The following is an 18,249-nucleotide window of genomic DNA, read 5'->3' on the forward strand; positions in this document are numbered from 1 at the left end:
CCGAATGGGCCAGCGATCATCGTCGAACCCTGCCGAAAGTTACTACCGAGTAGTAGCGTGCGAGGCATGGCTACGCACGAGGTGACCAACCAGGTTCCGCCGCTGAGCGGTCACGACGTCGCGGACGACCCGGCGCTGCTGCGCTGGTCCGACCACGCCGGCCTGCACGAACTCGGCCGGCTCGCGGGCAGCGACGAGTGGCAGGAGCGCGGGCGGCTCGCGAACGCATATCCGCCGGTCCTGCGCACGCACGACCGGTACGGGAACCGGATCGACGAGGTCGAGTTCCACCCGGCCTGGCACGATCTGATGAACGTCGCCGTGTCGAACGGCCTGCACGCGTACGTCGACGACCACCACCTGGAACGGGCCGCGAAGTTCTACGTCTGGTCGCAAGTGGAGGCCGGCCACGGGTGTCCGATTTCGATGACTTATGCGGCTGTGCCCGCATTGCGCGTCGAACCGGACCTGGCCGAAATCTACGAGCCTCTTCTCACCACTCGGGACTACGACTTCGGCCTCAAGGCACCGCTGAGCAAGCGCGGGCTGATCGCCGGCATGTCCATGACCGAGAAGCAGGGCGGCTCGGACGTCCGGGCGAACACCACGACCGCAAAACCGGTCGACGACGGCTATGTCCTCACCGGGCACAAGTGGTTCACCTCGGCGCCGATGTCCGATGTGTTCCTGACGCTCGCCCAGGCACCCGGCGGACTGACGTGCTTCCTCGTGCCGCGGGTGCTGCCGGACGGCACGCGCAACCGGTTCTTCCTGCAGCGGCTCAAGGACAAGCTGGGCAACAAGTCCAACGCGTCCGCCGAGATCGAGTACGACGAGGCGTTCGCGTGGCGGGTCGGCGACGAGGGCCGCGGCGTGCGCACGATCATCGAGATGGTCAACACGACCCGCCTCGACTGCGTGCTCGGCACCGCGGCGGGCATGCGCGCGGGGCTCCGGCAGGCGGCGCACCACGCGGCCCACCGCAAGGCGTTCGGCGAGTACCTGATCGACCAGCCTGCCATGCGCAACGTGCTGGCGGACCTCGCGATCGAGTCCGAGGCCGCCACGACCACCGCCATGTGGCTCGCCCAGCACCGGCCGCGACTCGGGCTCGCGATCACCAAGTACTGGGTGTGCAAGCGCGGCCCGGCGCACGCCGCCGAGGCGTTGGAGTGCCTGGGCGGCAACGGTTACATCGAGGACAGCGGGATGCCGCGACTGTTCCGGGAATCGCCGCTGATGTCGATCTGGGAGGGTTCCGGCAACGTCGCCGCGCTCGACGTGCTGCGCGCGATGAAGAAGGAACCCGAGTCGGTGCAGGAGTTCCTGGCCACCGTCACCGGCGTCGACCAGCGCGTCGACAAGGCGTTGAACGAACTCGGCACCGCGCTGTCCGATGTGGACGAGTCGCAGGCGCGCCGGGTCGTCGAGAAGATGGCGTTGATCCTGCAGGGTGCCCTGCTGGTCAAGCACGGGCACCCCGCCGTTGCCGACGCGTTCCTCGGTTCACGGCTCGGCGGTGACTGGGGAGTCGCGTTCGGCACGCTTCCCAGGTCGACCGACTTCGCCTCGATCATCGACCGAGCTGTCCCCAAGCTCTAACCGGCGGGACAGCCGTTGGGCAGCCGGGGCGAGTCCGGGCCGTACAGGTCACCGGTCAGGAACACGCACGTCGGCTGCTGCTCGAAGTCGTGGATGTCGGTGATCTCCAGGATCGTGAAGTTGCGCTGCTGACCGACCCGTGAAGTGCCGAAGTCCGTGCGCCCGGTGGCGCCGAAGTACTCCAGCTCGCGGAACTCCCCGCCGATCGCACCGCGCTGCGGGGCGTGACCGGCCAAACGGTTCCCGGCGTTGCGCACGGCTTCGAGGAAGAGTCCTGCCGCGTCGTAGGCGACTCCGATGTGCTCGCCGGGCCACGGCTTGACCGGCTTGTCCTCCGCGGGCAGCGCCGAGGACTGGATCTCCTGGACCAGCCTGCTGTAGCCGGCGCAGAACGCGTCCAACGGCAGGCCGCCCTTCACCTTCGGGTCCGGTTTTCCGTCCACACAGGGTTTGCCGGCCAGCACCACGAGCCCGGCCATGCTCACGTACGACACCCGCATCCCGGCCAGCGAGTCGTGCACCCGGCTGGCCTTCTGCGCGATGAACCGGATGATGGCGTCGTCCGCGACGATGCGCGGGAGGCGGTTCTTGTCGTAGCAGTCCTTGCCGATCGCCCGCAGGAACTCGCCGAAGTCCTCCTCGCGGCCCGCGTAGAACACCAGCTCGCTGGAATGGTCCTCCACGCACTGCGACGGCAGCTCCTGAGGGCTTCTGGACCACGAGACGGCCTGGAACCGCACCTGGGCGTTCGCCAGCTCGGTGCCCATCACGGAGACGAGGTCGGTGAGGTAGATGTCGTTCGTCCCGAGTTCCGGGTGGTAGATCTTCACCTGGCTCACGCCGACGTGCTGCGCGTACCGGCGGACGAGGTCGGCCTGCCGGACGTTGCCGGGGATCAACTGGAAGTACATCGTCGAACGGTCCGGCAGCGACGCCTCGGTGAGCGTGGTGCCGATGGTCGGCACGCCCAGGGCCCCGAGCTCGGTGATGACCTGCCGGGTCTCCTCGACGCTCCGGTCGAGCCCGACCACGCCGATGATGCTGGGATCGCTGTCCAGCAACGGCGTCAGCATGTCCCGCATCACCTCGGGCGCCCGCTTCATCGTCGCGCCACCGTTCGCGATCACCACGCGCAGCAGCGGTTCCGAGCGCGACCTGTCGTTCTGCTGCCGCTGCTTGAGCAGCATGCCTTCCAGTTCCTCCGCCCTGGAGTGGTCGGCGTCCGGGTTGGTGTCCTTGTGGGTGAGGCTGGAGAAGTAGATCAACGAGACGAACGGGCGGCCGGGACTGGCCTCGTGCAGCCGTTCCGCCTCCTCGTTCTGCGCGAACACCGCCTGCTGCGTCCACCGCAGCCGTTCGTTCGACCCGAACACCTGGCTGCTGTTGTCGCTGTAGCCAACGCATTCCGGGTTCCCGTCGACGTCCATCAAGCGCGTCGCCACGCCCGACGACACCGCCGACCCGACCAGCGAGCAGTTCGCCGTCGCGTGGATCCGCACCGTCGCGAACGCCGGAAGCAGCAACACCGCGACCAACGCCACGGCGATCAGCTCCACCCGCCTCGACCGCGCGAGCCACCGCACCGGAGCCGCCTGGAACGCGGGGGTCCCCTGCCACTTCTTCTTGTCCGGGCTCGGGAACGGCAGCCTGATCATCAGGTAGCGGGCGTCCGCCGCGAGCATCTGCCGTTTGCGCGGCAGCTCCTCCCGCCACGTCGCCAGCGCCTCCGCTGTCTCGTCCGGCGTCACCGGCGTGGTGCCGAGCCGCTGCGACAGCGCCGGCTGCACCGAGCTCGCCGCGATCACCAGCAACGGGTCCAGCTCGCCGGTCTCGTTGCGGACGTCGTTGATCAGCTCCAGCAGTTCCCAGCCGCCGTTGTCCTTGGTCACCCCGTCGAGCAGCACGGGGATGTAGGCCGTGCGCCGCCACCCCTTCCGGCGCGGCAGGAAGCGCTTGCGCCGGCGGTACGCGATCCGCAGGTCCTCCAGGAACGCGTGCACGAGCAGCAGCTTGATCTGCTCCTCGTTCTCGGACTCGCGTCGGCCCAGCGTGAGCCGTTCGGCGAACCCGAGGAACTCGATGGAGTGGTTGGGCAGCGCGAAGTTCTGCCCGCGCATGAACCACTTCGACTCGCGCGCGAGCCCCGGCACCCGTCTGCCGAGCCACCGGAAGCCGGCCTTGCTGCCGACCCACGCGACGAGCCCGAGTCCCAGCCGCGTAACGAGGTTCGGGATGAACGCGTCGACGGCCCGGTTCAGCGCCTCGCCGTTGTCGGGGGACTTGCCCGTCCACTGCCGCAGCAGCTTGATGACGCCTTCCCGGTCGTCCCTGACCTCCGGCCCGCGCGGCAACCGCTTGCTGGTGAGCCAGTCGACCAGCCGGTAGGTGTCGAACCTCGTCAGTCGCTCACGACCGACGTGCACCGACGAGAGCTGAAAGCGCAGTTCGTCCAGCAGTGGGAGCAACGGCTGGGTCTCACGCACCTCCGGTGGCCATCTTTTGTCCACTTCCGCCTGTGCGGCGGCCACGTCGACATAGGCGTGCGGTATTGCCGGAGAACCCGCGTCGAGCTTCTGCTCCAGAGTGCGCAGGAATGGCGTCGGATCGGCTTCGCTCTCCAGGTAGAGCAGGGGAAGCGGCTGGTCACCGACGACTTCTTCGGTCCTGCTCCGGTAGAAGAAACCCGGCCGGTGGCACAGACCGTGAATGACCTCGAGGAGTACTCGTAATCCGGGAAAAACGGGTTCTGTCCGGCTACCTGTCATCTGCACCCTCACACTCGTGCGGAATGCAGCCGACGGTAGCCGGACAGAGCGATTCGAACCGGCGCTTTACGATTTTTTAGATGGAACGGACTAGAGCCCCAGTTCCCGCGCGATCAGCATCTTCTGGACCTCCGAGGTGCCCTCGCCGATCTCCAGGATCTTGGCGTCCCGGTAGAAGCGGCCGACCGGGTACTCGTTCATGAAGCCGTAGCCGCCGAAGATCTGCGTGGCGTCGCGGGCGTTGTCCATGGCCGCCTCGGACGACACGAGCTTCGCGATGGCCGCCTGCTTCTTGAACGGCTCGCCGCGCAGCATCCGGGACGCGGCCTCGTAGTAGGCCAGCCGCGCGGTGTGCACGCGGGCCTCCATCTCGGCGATCTTGAACTGGATCGCCTGGTACGTACCGATCTTCGCACCGAACGTCTCGCGCTCGTGGGCGTAGCGGATCGACTCGTCCACGCAGCCCTGGGCCAGGCCGACCGACAGCGCGGCGATGGCGACGCGACCCTCGTCGAGGGTGCGCAGGAACTGGGCGAAGCCGCGGCCGCGCGTGCCGAGCAGGTTCGCGGTGGGCACCCGGCAGTCCTGGAACGACAGTTCGCGGGTGTCCGAGGCGTTCCAGCCGACCTTGGAGTACTTCTTCGACACCGTGAAGCCCGGGGTGCCGGACGGGACGATGATCGACGAGATCTCCTTGCGGCCGTCGGGCAACGTGCCCGTGACGGCGGCGACGGTGACCAGGCCGGTGATGTCCGTGCCGGAGTTCGTGATGAACGCCTTGGTGCCGTTGATGACCCACTCGTCGCCCTCGAGGCGTGCGGTGGTGGCCAGCGCGCCGGCGTCCGAACCGCTGCCGGGCTCGGTGAGGCCGAACGCGCCGAGCTTCTCGCCGGACGTCAGCGACGGCAGCCACTCCGCCTTCTGCTCGTCGGTGCCGAAGCGGTAGATCGGCATGGCGCCCAGCGAGGTGGCCGCCTCCACCGTGATCGCGACGGACGAGTCGACGCGCGCGAGCTCCTCCAGCGTCACGCACAGAGCGAAGTAGTCGCCGCCCATGCCGCCGTGCTCCTCCGGGAACGGCAGGCCGAGCAGGCCCATCGCGCCCATCTTCGCGACGATCGGGTAGGGGAACTCGCAGCGCTCGTAGTAGTCGCCGATGACCGGGGCCACCTCGTCGCGCGCGAACTCCTCGACGGTCTTGCGCAGGTCCTCGTACTCGCTCGGGAGCCTGAAGTCCAACATCGGTGTCACTCCTCGTGAGAGACGACGAGAGCCAGCACCTGGTCGAGTGCGACCTGCTGGCCTGCTTGCACGTTCACTTCGGCGAGCACGCCGTCGACCGGTGCGGTGACGGTGTGCTCCATCTTCATGGCCTCGACCACGAACAACGCTTGACCGGCGGTCACTTCCTCGCCCTGCTGGGCGCGGACCACCAGCACGGTTCCGGGCATCGGCGACTTCACCGGGCCACCGGACGCGGCGGCACCTTCGGCGGCGCCGACCAGGAACTCGGCCTCGACCAGGGCCCAGGAGGCGCCGTCGTGGCCGAGCCACAGCACGTCGCCGTCGCGGGCCATCGAGTACCGGCGCGATCCGACGAGCAGGTCGGTGCCCTCGCGACGAGCCCGCGCGCGAACCGGTTCTCCAGCCCCCACAACGACTTCGTCACCGCGCACGCGCACGTCGACGTCGTTGATCCGCCAGGTCGTCCAGGCGTGCTCACCGACGCGCCATCCGCTCAGCTGGTCCCACGGGTCGTCGCCGTGCGGTTCCAACGACCGTTCCAGACCGGCCGCGACGTACACGTCGTCCGGGATGTCGTGCGAGGTCAGCGAATCCAGCTTCCGCTCGACCAGACCGGTGTCCAGCGCGCCGGAACGAACGTCCTCGTCGCGCAGAAGTGCCCGCAGGAACGGGATGTTCGTGGTGACGCCGAGCAGCACCATCTGACCGAGCGCGTGATCGAGGCGGCGCAACGCCTCCTCGCGGGTGCGGCCGTGCGCGATCACCTTGGCGAGCATCGGGTCGTAGTCCGAGCCGACGACAAGTCCTTCGTAGAGCCCGGAATCGACGCGGACCGACGTGGGTTCGCGCAGCGCCAGCACCCGGCCGCCGGTCGGCAGGAAGCCGCGTGACGGGTCCTCGGCGTAGACGCGCGCCTCGACCGAGTGGCCCTGCAGCTCGATCTCAAGATCCAGGACTTCACCGGAGGCGACGCGGAGCTGCCACTCGACGAGGTCGACGCCCGTGACCATCTCGGTCACCGGGTGCTCGACCTGCAGCCGGGTGTTCATCTCCATGAAGAAGTAGTCACCGGACGCACCGTCCACGATGAACTCGACGGTGCCCGCACCGACGTACCCGACGGACTTCGCCGCGTCCACCGCCGCCGCACCCATCGCCTCGCGCACCTCGGGCGTGAGGAACGGCGACGGGGCCTCCTCGATGATCTTCTGGTGCCGCCGCTGGAGGCTGCACTCGCGCTCGCCGAGGTGGATCACGTTGCCGTACGAGTCGCCGAGCACCTGGATCTCGATGTGCCGCGGGTTCGTGATGAACCGCTCGATCAGCAGCGTGTCGTCACCGAACGACCCGCGCGCCTCCCGCCGGGCCGACTCGATCGCCTCGCGCAGCGCCGACTCCTCGTGCACCAGCCGCATGCCCTTGCCGCCACCGCCCGCGGAAGGCTTGAGCAGCACCGGAAAACCGATCTCCAGGGCCGCGTCGACGATCTCGTCGTCAGACATGCCCTCACGCGTGCGGCCTGGCACGACGGGAACACCCGCGGCCGACACGGTCAGCTTCGCGCGGATCTTGTCGCCCATCGCGTCGATCGCCGACGCGGGCGGTCCCACGAACACGATCCCGGCTTCCGCGCAGGCCGCCGCGAACGCCGTGTTCTCCGCGAGGAAGCCGTAGCCGGGGTGGATCGCCTGCGCCCCGGTGGACACCGCGGCCTGCACGATCTTCTCGACGGACAGGTAGCTCTCGCGAGCTGCCGCAGGCCCGATCCGCACGGCCTCGTCGGCCAGCCGGACGTGCAACGCGTCGGCGTCCGCGTCGGAGTACACGGCGACGGAACGAATCCCGAGCGACCGCAACGCGCGGATCACCCTGACCGCGATCTCCCCGCGGTTCGCCACCAGAACGCTGTCGAACATGATCACATCCGGAAGACGCCGTAGGAAACATCGTCGATGGGGGCGTTCGCCGCGCTGGACAACGCCAGCCCGAGCACCGTGCGGGTGTCGCGCGGGTCGATGACTCCGTCGTCCCACAGCCGCGCGGTCGAGTAGTACGGGTTGCCCTGGTCCTCGTACTGCTGGCGGATCGGCGCCTTGAACGCCTCCTCGTCCTCCGCGGACCACTCGTCACCGAGCTGGTCGCGGCGCACGGTCGCGAGCACCGACGCGGCCTGTTCGCCGCCCATCACGGAGATCCGCGCGTTCGGCCACATCCACAGGAACCGCGGCGAGTACGCCCGGCCGCACATCGAGTAGTTGCCGGCACCGAAGCTGCCACCGATGATCACGGTGAACTTCGGCACCCGCGCGCAGGCCACCGCGGTCACCATCTTGGCGCCGTGCTTGGCGATGCCGCCCGCCTCGTACTCGCGGCCGACCATGAACCCGGTGATGTTCTGCAGGAACACCAGCGGGATGGATCGCTTGTCGCACAACTGGATGAAGTGCGCGCCCTTCACCGCGGACTCGCCGAACAGGATGCCGTTGTTGGCGACGATCCCGACCGGGTGACCGTGGATGCGGGCGAAGCCCGTGACCAGGGTGGCGCCGTACTCCTTCTTGAACTCCTGGAACTTCGAGCCGTCCACGACCCGCGCGATCACCTCGCGCACGTCGTAGGGCGTCCGGGAGTCCGTCGGCACCACGCCATAAAGATCGTCGGGGTTCACCACGGGAGCCTCGACCGGCGCGACGTCCCACGGCCTGGGAACCCGCGGGCCGAGCGTGGAGATGATCGAGCGGACCATCCTGAGCGCGTGCGCGTCGTTCTCCGCCAGGTGGTCGGTGACGCCGGACGTGCGCGAGTGCAGATCGCCGCCGCCGAGGTCCTCAGCTGAGACGACCTCACCGGTCGCGGCCTTCACCAGCGGCGGACCGCCCAGGAAGATCGTGCCCTGGTTCCGGACGATGATCGCCTCGTCGCTCATCGCCGGCACGTACGCGCCACCCGCGGTGCACGAGCCGAGCACGGCCGCGATCTGCGGGATGCCCTTCGCGGACATCGTGGCCTGGTTGTAGAAGATCCGGCCGAAGTGCTCGCGGTCCGGGAACACGTCGTCCTGCTTGGGCAGGAACGCGCCGCCGCTGTCGACCAGGTAGATGCACGGCAAGTTGTTCTGCAGCGCCACTTCCTGCGCGCGCAGGTGCTTCTTGACCGTGACCGGGTAGTAGGTGCCGCCCTTGACCGTGGCGTCGTTGGCGACGATCACGCACTCACGGCCGGACACCCGCCCGACGCCGGTGATGATGCCCGCGGCCGGTGCCTCGTCGCCGTACATGCCGTTCGCGGCGAGCGGCGACAGCTCCAGGAACGGCGAGCCGGGGTCGACCAGCGTGTCCACGCGCTCGCGCGGCAGCAGCTTGCCGCGGTCGACGTGACGCTGACGTGCCTTCTCGGGCCCACCGAGTGCCGCGGTGGCGAGCTTGCCGCGCAGCTCGTCGACGAGCGCGGTGTGCTCCTTGGCGTAGCGGTCCGACGGCTCGGCGGCGCTGCGCAGGACGGGCGCGTCCATGAGCTCCCCATGACGTTAGCGGGCGTTAACATCCTCATGTTAGCGCCCGCTAACCTAGCGGTCCACACGAACGACTCAAGAGTGCCCCGAACGCAGGTCAACTGCCTTTTCAGGCACTCTCACGTTCCGGAATGACCTAGCCGATGACCGCCCGCAGAGCAGGCAGGTAACCGCTCTGCTGACCAGCGCGGTTCGGGTGGTACGACTCCTCGACCGGCCAGCTCAGGCTGTTCAGCCACCAGCTCGACGAGCAGATCTCGTGCCCGGTGAACGCCCCGCGCACGTCGACGTAGGTGAAACCGGCCGCGGCCGCCCGCGCGCTGATGCCGTTGTGCAGCGCGTCCGAACCGCTGTTGATCGCGGCCCGCTTGGTGTCGCTCAGGCCCACGTTGCACGAGCCGGGGACCTTGTAGATGCGCGGGTAACCGAGCACGACGACACGCGCCGACGGGGACTTCGACCTGATCGTGCCGTAGACGTTGTTGAGCAACCCGGGAAGCGTGTTCGCGATGTAGGTCTTCGACTGGTTCACCCGGTTGACGCAGTCCTGGTCCGAACCGAAGGTGCACGTCGTGATGACATCGGTGAAGCCGGCGTCGTTGCCGCCGACCTGCACGGTGACCAGGTTCGTGGCCGTCGTGAGGGCCGCCGCCTGGTTGATGACGTCACCGGTTTTCGCGCCCGAGCAGGCGACGGACTTGAAGGTCGCGGGCGCTGTCGCCGCCGCCCACAGGGCCGGATAGGCGAGCGGACCGCGCTTGCAGCTGCCGCTGGCACCGTCATAACTGCCGGTCCCGAGCCCGGAGGCGTACGAGTCGCCGAGCGCGACGTAGTTGACAGGGGCCGCGCTGGCGGGGTTGGCGAGCGCGATGACGGCCGCGGCGGCGGTGACCACCGAGGCGAGGAAGTGAGCAGGACGCATCGAAGACTCCCGAAGGGGCCGCAGGGGTGATGCATTGCACGCCAATGGTTACTCACGAGTAAGACCCGTGTGAAGTATTCGTCAATAGTCAACAATCAAGGCTTGCACCTGCGGAAATTCAACCCATCGGACGACCAGCGCCGTGACCGCCAACCTTCGCCGCGTCTTCGACGCTCAGCAGGGCGCCTCGCGGCACCGGCCCCACTCCCACAGCCAACCAGGATGAGGAAGTGGGGCCGGCACCACGATGCACCCGTCTGAACGCCGAATACGGGGCGAAGGCTGACGGCCACGGCGCTAGGTAAACGGCTGCTAACCTCCTCCCGTGGCCGATAAACCCTCACGTCGGGACCAGATCCTCAACGCCGCGGCGGAACTGTTCGCCCGGCACGGCTTCCACGGCGTGGGCATCGACGACATCGGCGCGGCCGTCGGCATCTCGGGCCCGGCCCTCTACCGCCACTTCCGCAGCAAGGACGCGATGCTCGGCGAGATGCTGACGTCGATCTCCGAACGGCTGCTGGACGGCGGCCAGAGCAGGGTCGAAGCGGCGTCGAGCGCCGAGGAGGCGCTGCGGGAACTGATCGGCTGGCACGTCGACTTCGCGCTGGACGACCCGGCGCTCATCACCGTGCAGATGCGCAACCTCGCCAACCTCACCGACCCGGACCGCCGCCGCGTGCGGGCCTTACAACGCCGATACGTCGAGGTGTGGGTCGAGACGATCAGGCGGACCGTGCCGGACTTCGACGAGCCGACCGCGCGGGCGGCGGCGCACGCGGTGTTCGGGCTGATCAACTCCACTCCGCACAGCGCGCACCTCGACCGCGACCAGATGGCCGCCCTGCTGTCCCGGATGGCGCTCGCCTCACTCACGCCGGCAGTCGTGACCTCCTGAGCCCTCCCGCGCGACGTTGATGAGGGGAGCTTTCCCAAACCCCAGGTTTAGGAAAGCTCCCCTCATCAACGTCGCGTACGAGGGTTGGGATGAGCAGCGATCAGAGCGGCTGACCTCCTGAATTGGCGATCAGCCGAGACCCTTCCGTAACCTGGCGCGACAATGGGCGCGCGCACACTCCTCCTCCGACTCCCGGCCTGGTTCCGGTTCACGGTCATCGCACTCGCGGTGTTCGTCTGCGGAGTGATCGCCTCCAGACCGGCCCACGGCGACGACGGGGTACCGCCCAGCGGTGACGTGATCGCCGCGGCCAACGCCGTGCAGGCGTTCGTGGCGCCGTCCGCGACCCACGACCCGCACGTCAACCTGCCGTCGGACTTCGCGCAGCGGATGGGGCGCGATCCCAAGACCATCACGGCGCCGGACGGCACGTTGCGGGTGGTCGACGCGTCCGGCGGGTGCTCGGGGCCGGCCGGGGACACCGAGTGGGACTTCAGCGCCGCCTGCCGCGCGCACGACCTCGGCTACGACCTGTTGCGTTATGCCGAGGCCAAGGGGCATCCGCTCGGGCAGGACGCGCGCAAGGCGCTGGACGACCGGCTCACGGCCGACCTGCACATGCAGTGCCGGATCAACCCCCGCGGCACGGCGGAGAGCTGTCACGCGGTCGCCGAGACCTACGCGCTCGGGCTGAAGTTCAACTCGTGGCGGCAGCGCTGGGGGCCACCGGGGCACGAACCCGTGGTGGCGTGGGCGTTCGGCAGTGCGGTCGTGGTGTTCCTCCTCCTCGCACGTCTGCACGGGCGAAAGCGCGAAGATCTCCCCGCTCCCGCTGCTCCGGTCGAGCAGGATCGGTACGCGACCTTCCTGCGGCTGTTCAGCCTCGCGCTGCTCGTGCTCGGTGAGACCGTGGCCACGCTCGCGCACCTCAGAGGCCTCGGCACGCCGTGGTTGTGGGCGTTGCAGGCGGTGCCGTTGTTCTTCTTCGCGGGCGGGCACGCGAACCTGCGCAGCTGGCAGGAGCACGAGGGCGGCTTCGGCTGCTGGGTGTCGAGCCGGACGTCGTGGCTATTGCGGCCGGTGCTCGCGTTCGTGCTGCTGTGGGTGGTGTTGTTCGCGGCGTTGAACCTGCTGGACGTGAAGGTCGACGCGTACAGCCGACTGATCACGCATCCGTTGTGGTTCCTCGGGGTCTACCTGCTCGCGGTGGCCGCGACGCCCGCCGCCGCGTGGCTGCACCAGCACTTCCGCCGCACCACGCCGTTCGTGTTGATGCTGGTGACGCTCGTCGTCGAGGTCGCGCGCACGTCGACGGACTGGAAGACCGGCGGGTACGCGAACCTGATCGTCGGCGCGTTGCTGATGCAGCAGATCGGGTTCTTCTACGCCGACGGCACGCTGACGAACGTGCCGCGCAAGGTCCTGGCCGCGCTGGGCGCTGTCACGTTGCCCGCGCTGGTGTTCTTCAGCGACTACCCGCGCTCGATGATGGTGCTCGGGGTCGCGCAGGTGTGCCTGGCGCTGCTGGCGCGGGACCGGGTCACCGCACGGCTGCAGGGCCGTTCCTGGCACGTCGTGAACTTCGCCCGCCGGGCGCCGATGACGGTGTACCTGGCGTACCTGGCCGGCGTCGGCGCGCTGGTCGGGTTGCTCGGGTTCACGCAGGCGCCGATCTGGCTGGTGCTGGTGCTGGTGCCGCTCGTCCTGGTGTTCCACCGGTTCGAACGGCGGCTGGTCCGGTTCCCGCGCCTGTCGCACGAGTCGCACCGGACCAGGCTCGCGACCGGCATGGGCGTGGTGTTCGGGACACTGGGCGTGCTCGGGTTCGTGGTCAGCGGGTTCCTCGGCGACGGGATGCTGGTGCTGCTGCCGGTGGACCCGCTGCAGAACGTCATCCACCTCCTGCTCGGCTGGTACCTGATCCACACCGCCCGCACCGGCAGCTGCGACACCCGGTTGCCGTGGCTGCTCACGGCGCTGGCGTGCGTTCCGCCGATGCTGGCGCTGGAGCCGGCTCAGCCGGTGGTGGTGCTGCACGCCGTGGCGATCGGCCTCGCAGTGCTCGCAGCCATCCCCAGGTCACTGCCGCGCACACCGGCAGCCACAGCAGTCGTTGCCACACCCAGCCCGGATGATCTGGTGGTTGCTGGAGCCCCGGCAACGGCCCCCACGCGCTGAGCGCCAGCGTCACGGTGATCAGCGCGCTCTGGTGCGTGAGGAAGATCCCGAGCGCTCGCTTGTTCAGCCACCGCACGGGTTTTGCCGTGCCGATCCGGGTGAGCAGCGGCGCGATCGTGAGCACCAGGCCGATCTGCGCGAACGCCAGTGCGAGCGTCGCGTAGTTCGGCGGGTTCAGGTTCGAGACGGCCGCGCCGGGGATGCCCACGGCCGAGACCGGATAGCCGCCGAACCGCGTCAGCATCGCGTAGCCGAGCACGCCGACGATCAGCAGTGGCGGTCCGGGAATTCTCCTGCGGGCCAGCGAGTGACCGAGCTGCCAGGCCGCCCACCACACCGTGTACGGGACCACCAGCACCAGCACGATCGGGACGAGCACACCCCACGAGTACTCGTCCAGCTTGCGCACCAACGGTTTCATCCCGAGCAGGACCAGGTAGATCCCGAGGAACCACATCGGTGTGGTGACCAGGTATCCGATGTTGTAGGCGGTGCCCTGGTCGACCCCGCGCATCGACAGTCCGAAGAGGACAGCGGTCCAGGCGCCGAGCATCAGCAGCGTGGGCACCGCGAGCTGCTTCAGCCTTGTCACGAACGAAGTCTGCGAACGGGCAGCCGCATAGCCGCCCACGAAGAAGAACAGCCCGAGCGTTTGCAGCACCCACGAAACCGGTGCGAGCTCGGGCATGTGCCTGAGCGGGCTGTCGATGTACATGCCGGTGGGCGTGTCCACCAGCGACGTGACCAGCCAATGACCGAGCACGACAGTGATGACGGCGATCGCGCGAACGGCGTCGATGAACGGATTCCTCACGGCTTCTCCCCCGAACCCGAAGCGATGCGCACGAGCGCGTTCAACGTCTCGCTGCCCGGCGCGTAGTAGGTGTCGTGCTTGCCGCCCTCGAACCGCAACACGTGCGCACCGAACGAGTCCGACGCGGGATCGGTGCCGTGCCCGAGGTCGAAGAGCCGAACGTTGGGCACGAACCGCATCCAGTCACCGCTCGACCGGAGCGCCCAGACCTTGGCCCTCGTTCCCAGTTCGGCGACGGAGTTCGCCCGCACACCAGGACTTCCGGTGAACACGATGTCGTCCACGTTGTTCAGCTCGTGCGCCGCCAGCGACACCACGACCGAGCCGTAGCTGTGCCCGAACACGTGGATGCGCGCGTTGGTGTGCAAGGCGTTCACGAACTCCACGAGCGCGGTGGCGCCCTGGCGGGCGAGACCGCCGGTCGCCGCGTCCACCCCAAGACCCTGCGGCGTCCGGTAACCGAGCCACGCGATCACCGCGAGGTCGTCGCGGTGTGCCTGCGCGTACAGGTTGGCCGCCATGGTCCCGACGGTCCGGTCGAACCGATCGACGTCCACGTCGGAGCCCGGCACGACGACCACGACGTCGCGGGCGGTGGCGAGGTCGCCGACGATCGCGACCCGGCGGGCGACGTCGGCACGCCACTCGGCGATCGACGGTGAAATCGACGGAACGGCGATCAGCAGGAGGAACAGGACGGCTCGGCGCATGAAGCGAAACTAGGAAGGCGACGCCTTGCCAATCGTCCCTCTGACGTGCTGTTTCACCGCTGCTACCCCGGTACTACGAGCCCGGTCTCGTAGGCCGCGATCACGGCCTGGGCGCGGTCGCGGAGGCCGAGTTTGGTGAGCACGCGGCTCACGTGCGTCTTGACCGTCTGCTCGGCCAGCACCAGGTGCGCGGCGATCTCGGTGTTCGACAGGCCCTGCGCGATCAGCACGAGGATCTCGGTCTCGCGTTCGGTGAGGACGGTGAGCCGCGCGGGACGGACGCGTTCGGTGCGGCGGGACTTCACGAAGTCCTCGATCAGCCGTTTGGTGATGGACGGCGCCAGCAGGGCCTCCCCGGCGGCGACCACGCGGACGGCGTTGAGCAGCTCACGGGCGGGCGCGTGCTTGAGCAGGAACCCGCTCGCGCCGGCCTGCAACGCCTCGTAGACGTAGTCGTCGAGGTCGAACGTGGTCAGCACGAGGACCTTGGTCTCCAGCGAGCCGTCGAGCAGCAGCCGCGTGGCGGTCAGGCCGTCCATCTCCGGCATGCGGACGTCCATCAGCACGACGTCCGGTTTGACGTTGCGCGCGAGTGCGACGCCCTCGACGCCGTTGCCCGCGGCGCCGACGATCTCGATGTCGTCCTGCGCGTCGAGCAGCGCGGAGAACCCCTCGCGCACCATCTCCTGGTCGTCGACCACGACCACCCTGATCACTTGTCCCCCAACGGAATCCTTGCACGAACCATGAACCCGCCGTCCTCGGTCGACTTCACGGTCAGCGTGCCACCGTGCACCGCGACGCGTTCACGCATGCCCACCAAACCCTGCCCGCCACCGCCCCCCATGGACGGCCCGCCGGCGGTGTTGATCACCAGCACGTCCAGCTGGCCCTCGCTCTTGTGCACGTGGACGGACGCCTTCGAGCCCGGCGCGTGCCTCGTGGCGTTCGTGAGGGCCTCCTGGACGATCCGGTACGCGGTCAGCCCGACCGCCTCCGGCACGTCGTCCACGTCGACCTCGGCCTCGTCGCCGGGCCTCGCGAGCTCGGGGATGCGGCTGATGCCGGGCTGCGGTTCGCGTTCCGGCTCCTGACCGTTCGTCCTGAGCACGCCGAGAAGCCGTTGCATGTCGGTGATGGCCTCGCGGGCCGCCTCACCGAGTTCCGCGAACTCCTGCTGGGCTTCCTCGTTCAGCCCCTGGAGGCGATAGGGCGCGGTCTCGCACCTGACCACGACCATCGACATGTGGTGCGCCACGACGTCGTGCATCTCGCGCGCGATGCGGGCACGTTCCTCGAGGGCGGCCTTGGAGCTGCGTTCCTCTTCGAGTTCTCGTTCCGCCCGGCCGCGCGCGCCGAACATGTACACGGCACCTGCGATGATCGGTATGTAGAACCCGATGGTGTGGTTCTGGTACTCGGAGATCTGGTGCAGCAGAACGCTGCTCGCCGTGACGGTGATGACGATGCCGCGCGAGTAGAAGGCGGCGACCGCGATCAGCAGCGGAGTCACCGTCCAGTACTGGAACGGCGCGACACCGGTCGAGTCGATGAGCCCGCTGACGAAGTAGAACCCCGCCGCGGCGAGTCGCCACGCGTACAACGGCGACCAGATGAGCAGCACGTACGGCAGGAGGGTGACGAAGAAGATGAACACCCACCACGCGACAACATGGGTCCGCTCGTCGGGCAGGACCTTCGTGCCCACGAACTGCGCGCTGCCGATGATCGCCCAGATCAACGCGTAGATGATCAGTGCGGCGTGGACGGGGACGCGGAGGCGGCCGAGCGCGATGGCGAGCACCCGCGTGTGGTCGGGGCCGACGAACGTTCGGTACAGCGTGCGAAACACCACCCGATGCTAGGTGGATTCGCTGATTCCCACATTGACCTGCGGAGTGACATACCTGGGTAGCACTCTGATCAAGATGGGGCATTGCGAACGCGTGACACCGCGCGGTAGGCAGTACCTGTGAGACCACCACAGGATCCAGATCGCTGGGCACGGCTGACCGCCGTGGCCGGTGAGGCGCTGGCCGCGGCCAGGGCCGGTGAGGACGCTGTGGCGGTGGACCTCGTGACCGGCTACCTCAGCGGGTCGCCCGAGGGCAACGAGGAGATCCGCGAGCTGGTGCTGCTGCTGTTCGCCGAGTGCAGCAGCATGGTCGGCGCGCTCGGTTCGGGCGGCGCCACGCCGGTGAAGATGCAGGTCTTCGACGAGGAGGGCCGCGAGGTCCAGATCGACGACGCGGACCCGCCCGTGCGCACCGCGATCCGGGCGTTGCTGGCCGAGGTGCACGGAGATCAGGACGCGGCCTCGGAGCAGATCGAGATCGCCCTGGCCAACGGCCAACCGCAGGAGCTCGCGACCGTGGTCTTACAAGCCCTGCGGTGGACCCTGAAGCTGGCGATCGAGTGCGAGACGCGCGACCTGCCCGTCGCGCCGTGGATCACCGCGTCACTGGACGACCAACCCTGACGTGCAGCAGGGCGTCCACGCCAGCCAGCAGGTGCTGATCGAGTGGGAAGTAGCCCATTTCCAGCTTGGTGTCGGTGCGGGTCGGGCCCTGCGGCTTGTCGTCGGTCATGCCCCAGGTCGTGAACAGGTCCTGCAGCTGACCTTCCAGGGTGTCTTTGTCCGGTTCGCCCAGTCCGAACGTGTCGTTGCGGCCGAGCGTGCCCGCGATGACCGTGTACTGGTCACCCAGGACCGGCGCCACGAGCGCCCCCGCCGAGAACCACTCGATCCGTTCGCCGCCCATCTCCATCGAGCTGTTCGTGCGCTGCAGGTGGGCGTTGTGCGCGAACACGAACGTGGGTCCGCGGCCGGCCTCGATCCGGCGGATGTCCAGCAGGTTGCGGGCCATCACGCCGTCACGCATCTGACACAACCGGTTGAGCCGTACCCCCAACGGGTTCGGCTCGGCACACTCCCAGTGGTACTGCAGCAGGCTCAACGCGGCCGTCAGGTGCGTCTCCGCGCGCGTCCAGGCGTCGTCGGTGGCCTTGAGCTGGTGCAGCCTCTTGAGCATCCAGGTGCCGATCTCACGCAGCCTGACGGCCTCTTCGGACTGACCGGGTGACTTGGTGAAGTCCAGCACCGCCTCGTCGCGGCCCCACGTCTCGTCGTCGATCGTGAGGTCCACGTCCTCGCCCAGGTAGTCGCGGGCGTGTTCGAGGTAGGGCCGCGGGCTCGGCGCGCTGGTCGTCTCGGTCTGGAAGTCGAAGCCGTGGAACGCCAGCCGCTCTTCGGCCGGTTTGTCCGCGTTGTACTCGCGCATCCACGCGACCAGCTCGCGGTTGGCCGGCCACCGCCCGAAGTTGTGCGAGAAGCCTTCCTCCATGACGGTGTCGAGGTCGCCGGGGCCGCCCTGGACGTAGTCGTCGACCAGGAGTCCCCTGATTCGACAGGTCTCCAGGGTGATCGAGCGGAAGCCCTGCGCGGCGAGCTGTTCGAACAGCTCGTTGCGGATCCAGGTGTGGGCGTGTTCGAGGTGCGTTGGCTCGCCGAACGCCAAGAGCTCGGTGAAGGGGCTGATGAACTCGCGAATGTCCTGGCTCATGTGGTTCAACCGTAACATTGAAACTTCAGTTGAGACTTTCG

The 18,249-nt window shown here is 68.4% G+C and carries 13 protein-coding genes and 1 pseudogene; 4 read left to right on the top strand and 10 right to left on the bottom strand.

Annotated elements, in window-relative coordinates; genetic code table 11:
• The first annotated feature begins 66 nt into the window (after window positions 1–66).
• Window positions 67–1,602 (top strand): acyl-CoA dehydrogenase family protein, encoded by a 1,536-nt coding sequence (locus G7043_RS04655; protein ID WP_166044181.1) that lies wholly within the window; start codon window positions 67–69, stop codon window positions 1,600–1,602.
• On the opposite strand, the gene G7043_RS04660 is transcribed toward G7043_RS04655, so the two are convergent.
• From G7043_RS04660 to G7043_RS04680, 5 genes are all read right to left on the bottom strand, one after another.
• Window positions 1,599–4,367: a hypothetical protein gene (locus tag G7043_RS04660; RefSeq protein ID WP_166044183.1), complete on the bottom strand. Its 2,769-nt coding sequence runs from the start codon at window positions 4,365–4,367 to the stop codon at window positions 1,599–1,601. The two genes, G7043_RS04655 and G7043_RS04660, sit on opposite strands and share 4 nt — an antisense overlap.
• 90 nt (window positions 4,368–4,457) lie before the next feature.
• The gene (locus tag G7043_RS04665; protein WP_166044185.1) at window positions 4,458–5,609 is read right to left on the bottom strand and encodes an acyl-CoA dehydrogenase family protein; all 1,152 of its coding nucleotides are present in this window, start codon (window positions 5,607–5,609) and stop codon (window positions 4,458–4,460) included.
• Between the two features lie 5 nt (window positions 5,610–5,614).
• Window positions 5,615–7,528 carry an acetyl/propionyl/methylcrotonyl-CoA carboxylase subunit alpha gene (locus tag G7043_RS04670; protein ID WP_166044187.1) on the bottom strand — a complete coding sequence of 638 codons (1,914 nt, stop codon included), beginning with the start codon at window positions 7,526–7,528 and terminating at the stop codon, window positions 5,615–5,617.
• A 2-nt stretch (window positions 7,529–7,530) separates the two neighbouring features.
• Window positions 7,531–9,123, bottom strand: a complete 1,593-nt coding sequence (locus G7043_RS04675) for a carboxyl transferase domain-containing protein (RefSeq protein WP_166044189.1) — start codon at window positions 9,121–9,123, stop codon at window positions 7,531–7,533.
• Between the two features lie 136 nt (window positions 9,124–9,259).
• On the bottom strand, window positions 9,260–10,045 hold the full coding sequence (locus tag G7043_RS04680) for an SGNH/GDSL hydrolase family protein (RefSeq protein WP_166044191.1): 786 nt from the start codon (window positions 10,043–10,045) through the stop codon (window positions 9,260–9,262).
• A 325-nt stretch (window positions 10,046–10,370) separates the two neighbouring features.
• On the opposite strand from G7043_RS04680, the gene G7043_RS04685 reads away from it, so the two are divergent.
• Together G7043_RS04685 and G7043_RS50330 are read left to right on the top strand one after the other, a co-directional pair.
• Window positions 10,371–10,943, top strand: coding sequence for an SACE_7040 family transcriptional regulator (locus G7043_RS04685; RefSeq protein ID WP_166044193.1), 573 nt, complete (start codon window positions 10,371–10,373; stop codon window positions 10,941–10,943).
• 162 nt (window positions 10,944–11,105) lie between these two features.
• Window positions 11,106–13,121 (top strand): phospholipase A2, encoded by a 2,016-nt coding sequence (locus G7043_RS50330; RefSeq protein ID WP_166044195.1) that lies wholly within the window; start codon window positions 11,106–11,108, stop codon window positions 13,119–13,121.
• Here the strand turns inward: G7043_RS50330 and G7043_RS04695 are convergent.
• The 4 genes and pseudogenes from G7043_RS04695 to G7043_RS04710 form a co-directional block, all read right to left on the bottom strand.
• Window positions 13,084–13,935 (bottom strand): annotated as a pseudogene (locus G7043_RS04695) (acyltransferase family protein); the annotation flags it as partial. The gene G7043_RS50330 and the pseudogene G7043_RS04695 sit on opposite strands and share 38 nt — an antisense overlap.
• Complete coding sequence (locus tag G7043_RS04700) at window positions 13,932–14,645, bottom strand: alpha/beta hydrolase (protein ID WP_166044199.1); 714 nt, start codon at window positions 14,643–14,645, stop codon at window positions 13,932–13,934. The gene G7043_RS04700 and the pseudogene G7043_RS04695, both read right to left, overlap by 4 nt.
• 62 nt (window positions 14,646–14,707) lie before the next feature.
• The gene (locus G7043_RS04705) at window positions 14,708–15,361 is read right to left on the bottom strand and encodes a response regulator (RefSeq protein ID WP_166044201.1); all 654 of its coding nucleotides are present in this window, start codon (window positions 15,359–15,361) and stop codon (window positions 14,708–14,710) included.
• On the bottom strand, window positions 15,358–16,497 hold the full coding sequence (locus G7043_RS04710; protein WP_313887697.1) for a sensor histidine kinase: 1,140 nt from the start codon (window positions 16,495–16,497) through the stop codon (window positions 15,358–15,360). Before G7043_RS04710 ends, G7043_RS04705 begins: the two co-directional genes overlap by 4 nt.
• A gap of 120 nt (window positions 16,498–16,617) precedes the next feature.
• Between G7043_RS04710 and G7043_RS04715 the strand changes: the two genes are divergently transcribed.
• Entirely contained in the window at window positions 16,618–17,124 is a 507-nt protein-coding gene (locus tag G7043_RS04715) for a hypothetical protein (RefSeq protein WP_166044205.1), read from the top strand.
• On the opposite strand, the gene G7043_RS04720 is transcribed toward G7043_RS04715, so the two are convergent.
• On the bottom strand, window positions 17,096–18,208 hold the full coding sequence (locus G7043_RS04720; RefSeq protein ID WP_278185674.1) for an erythromycin esterase family protein: 1,113 nt from the start codon (window positions 18,206–18,208) through the stop codon (window positions 17,096–17,098). The genes G7043_RS04715 and G7043_RS04720 overlap by 29 nt on opposite strands.
• Window positions 18,209–18,249 lie beyond the last annotated feature (41 nt).

This window comes from Lentzea alba (assembly GCF_011067745.1).
GTDB lineage: Bacteria > Actinomycetota > Actinomycetes > Mycobacteriales > Pseudonocardiaceae > Lentzea > Lentzea alba.

Excerpts from the sequence above, each read along its gene's own strand:
- G7043_RS04655 (WP_166044181.1), top strand. The coding sequence starts at position 67 with ATGGCTACGCACGAGGTGACCAACCAGGTTCCGCCGCTGAGCGGTCAC.
- G7043_RS04720 (WP_278185674.1), bottom strand. The coding sequence starts at position 18,208 with ATGAGCCAGGACATTCGCGAGTTCATCAGCCCCTTCACCGAGCTCTTG.
- G7043_RS04665 (WP_166044185.1), bottom strand. The coding sequence starts at position 5,609 with ATGTTGGACTTCAGGCTCCCGAGCGAGTACGAGGACCTGCGCAAGACC.
- G7043_RS04675 (WP_166044189.1), bottom strand. The coding sequence starts at position 9,123 with ATGGACGCGCCCGTCCTGCGCAGCGCCGCCGAGCCGTCGGACCGCTAC.
- G7043_RS04670 (WP_166044187.1), bottom strand. The coding sequence starts at position 7,528 with ATGTTCGACAGCGTTCTGGTGGCGAACCGCGGGGAGATCGCGGTCAGG.
- G7043_RS50330 (WP_166044195.1), top strand. The coding sequence starts at position 11,106 with ATGGGCGCGCGCACACTCCTCCTCCGACTCCCGGCCTGGTTCCGGTTC.
- G7043_RS04680 (WP_166044191.1), bottom strand. The coding sequence starts at position 10,045 with ATGCGTCCTGCTCACTTCCTCGCCTCGGTGGTCACCGCCGCCGCGGCC.
- G7043_RS04700 (WP_166044199.1), bottom strand. The coding sequence starts at position 14,645 with ATGCGCCGAGCCGTCCTGTTCCTCCTGCTGATCGCCGTTCCGTCGATT.
- G7043_RS04660 (WP_166044183.1), bottom strand. The coding sequence starts at position 4,367 with ATGACAGGTAGCCGGACAGAACCCGTTTTTCCCGGATTACGAGTACTC.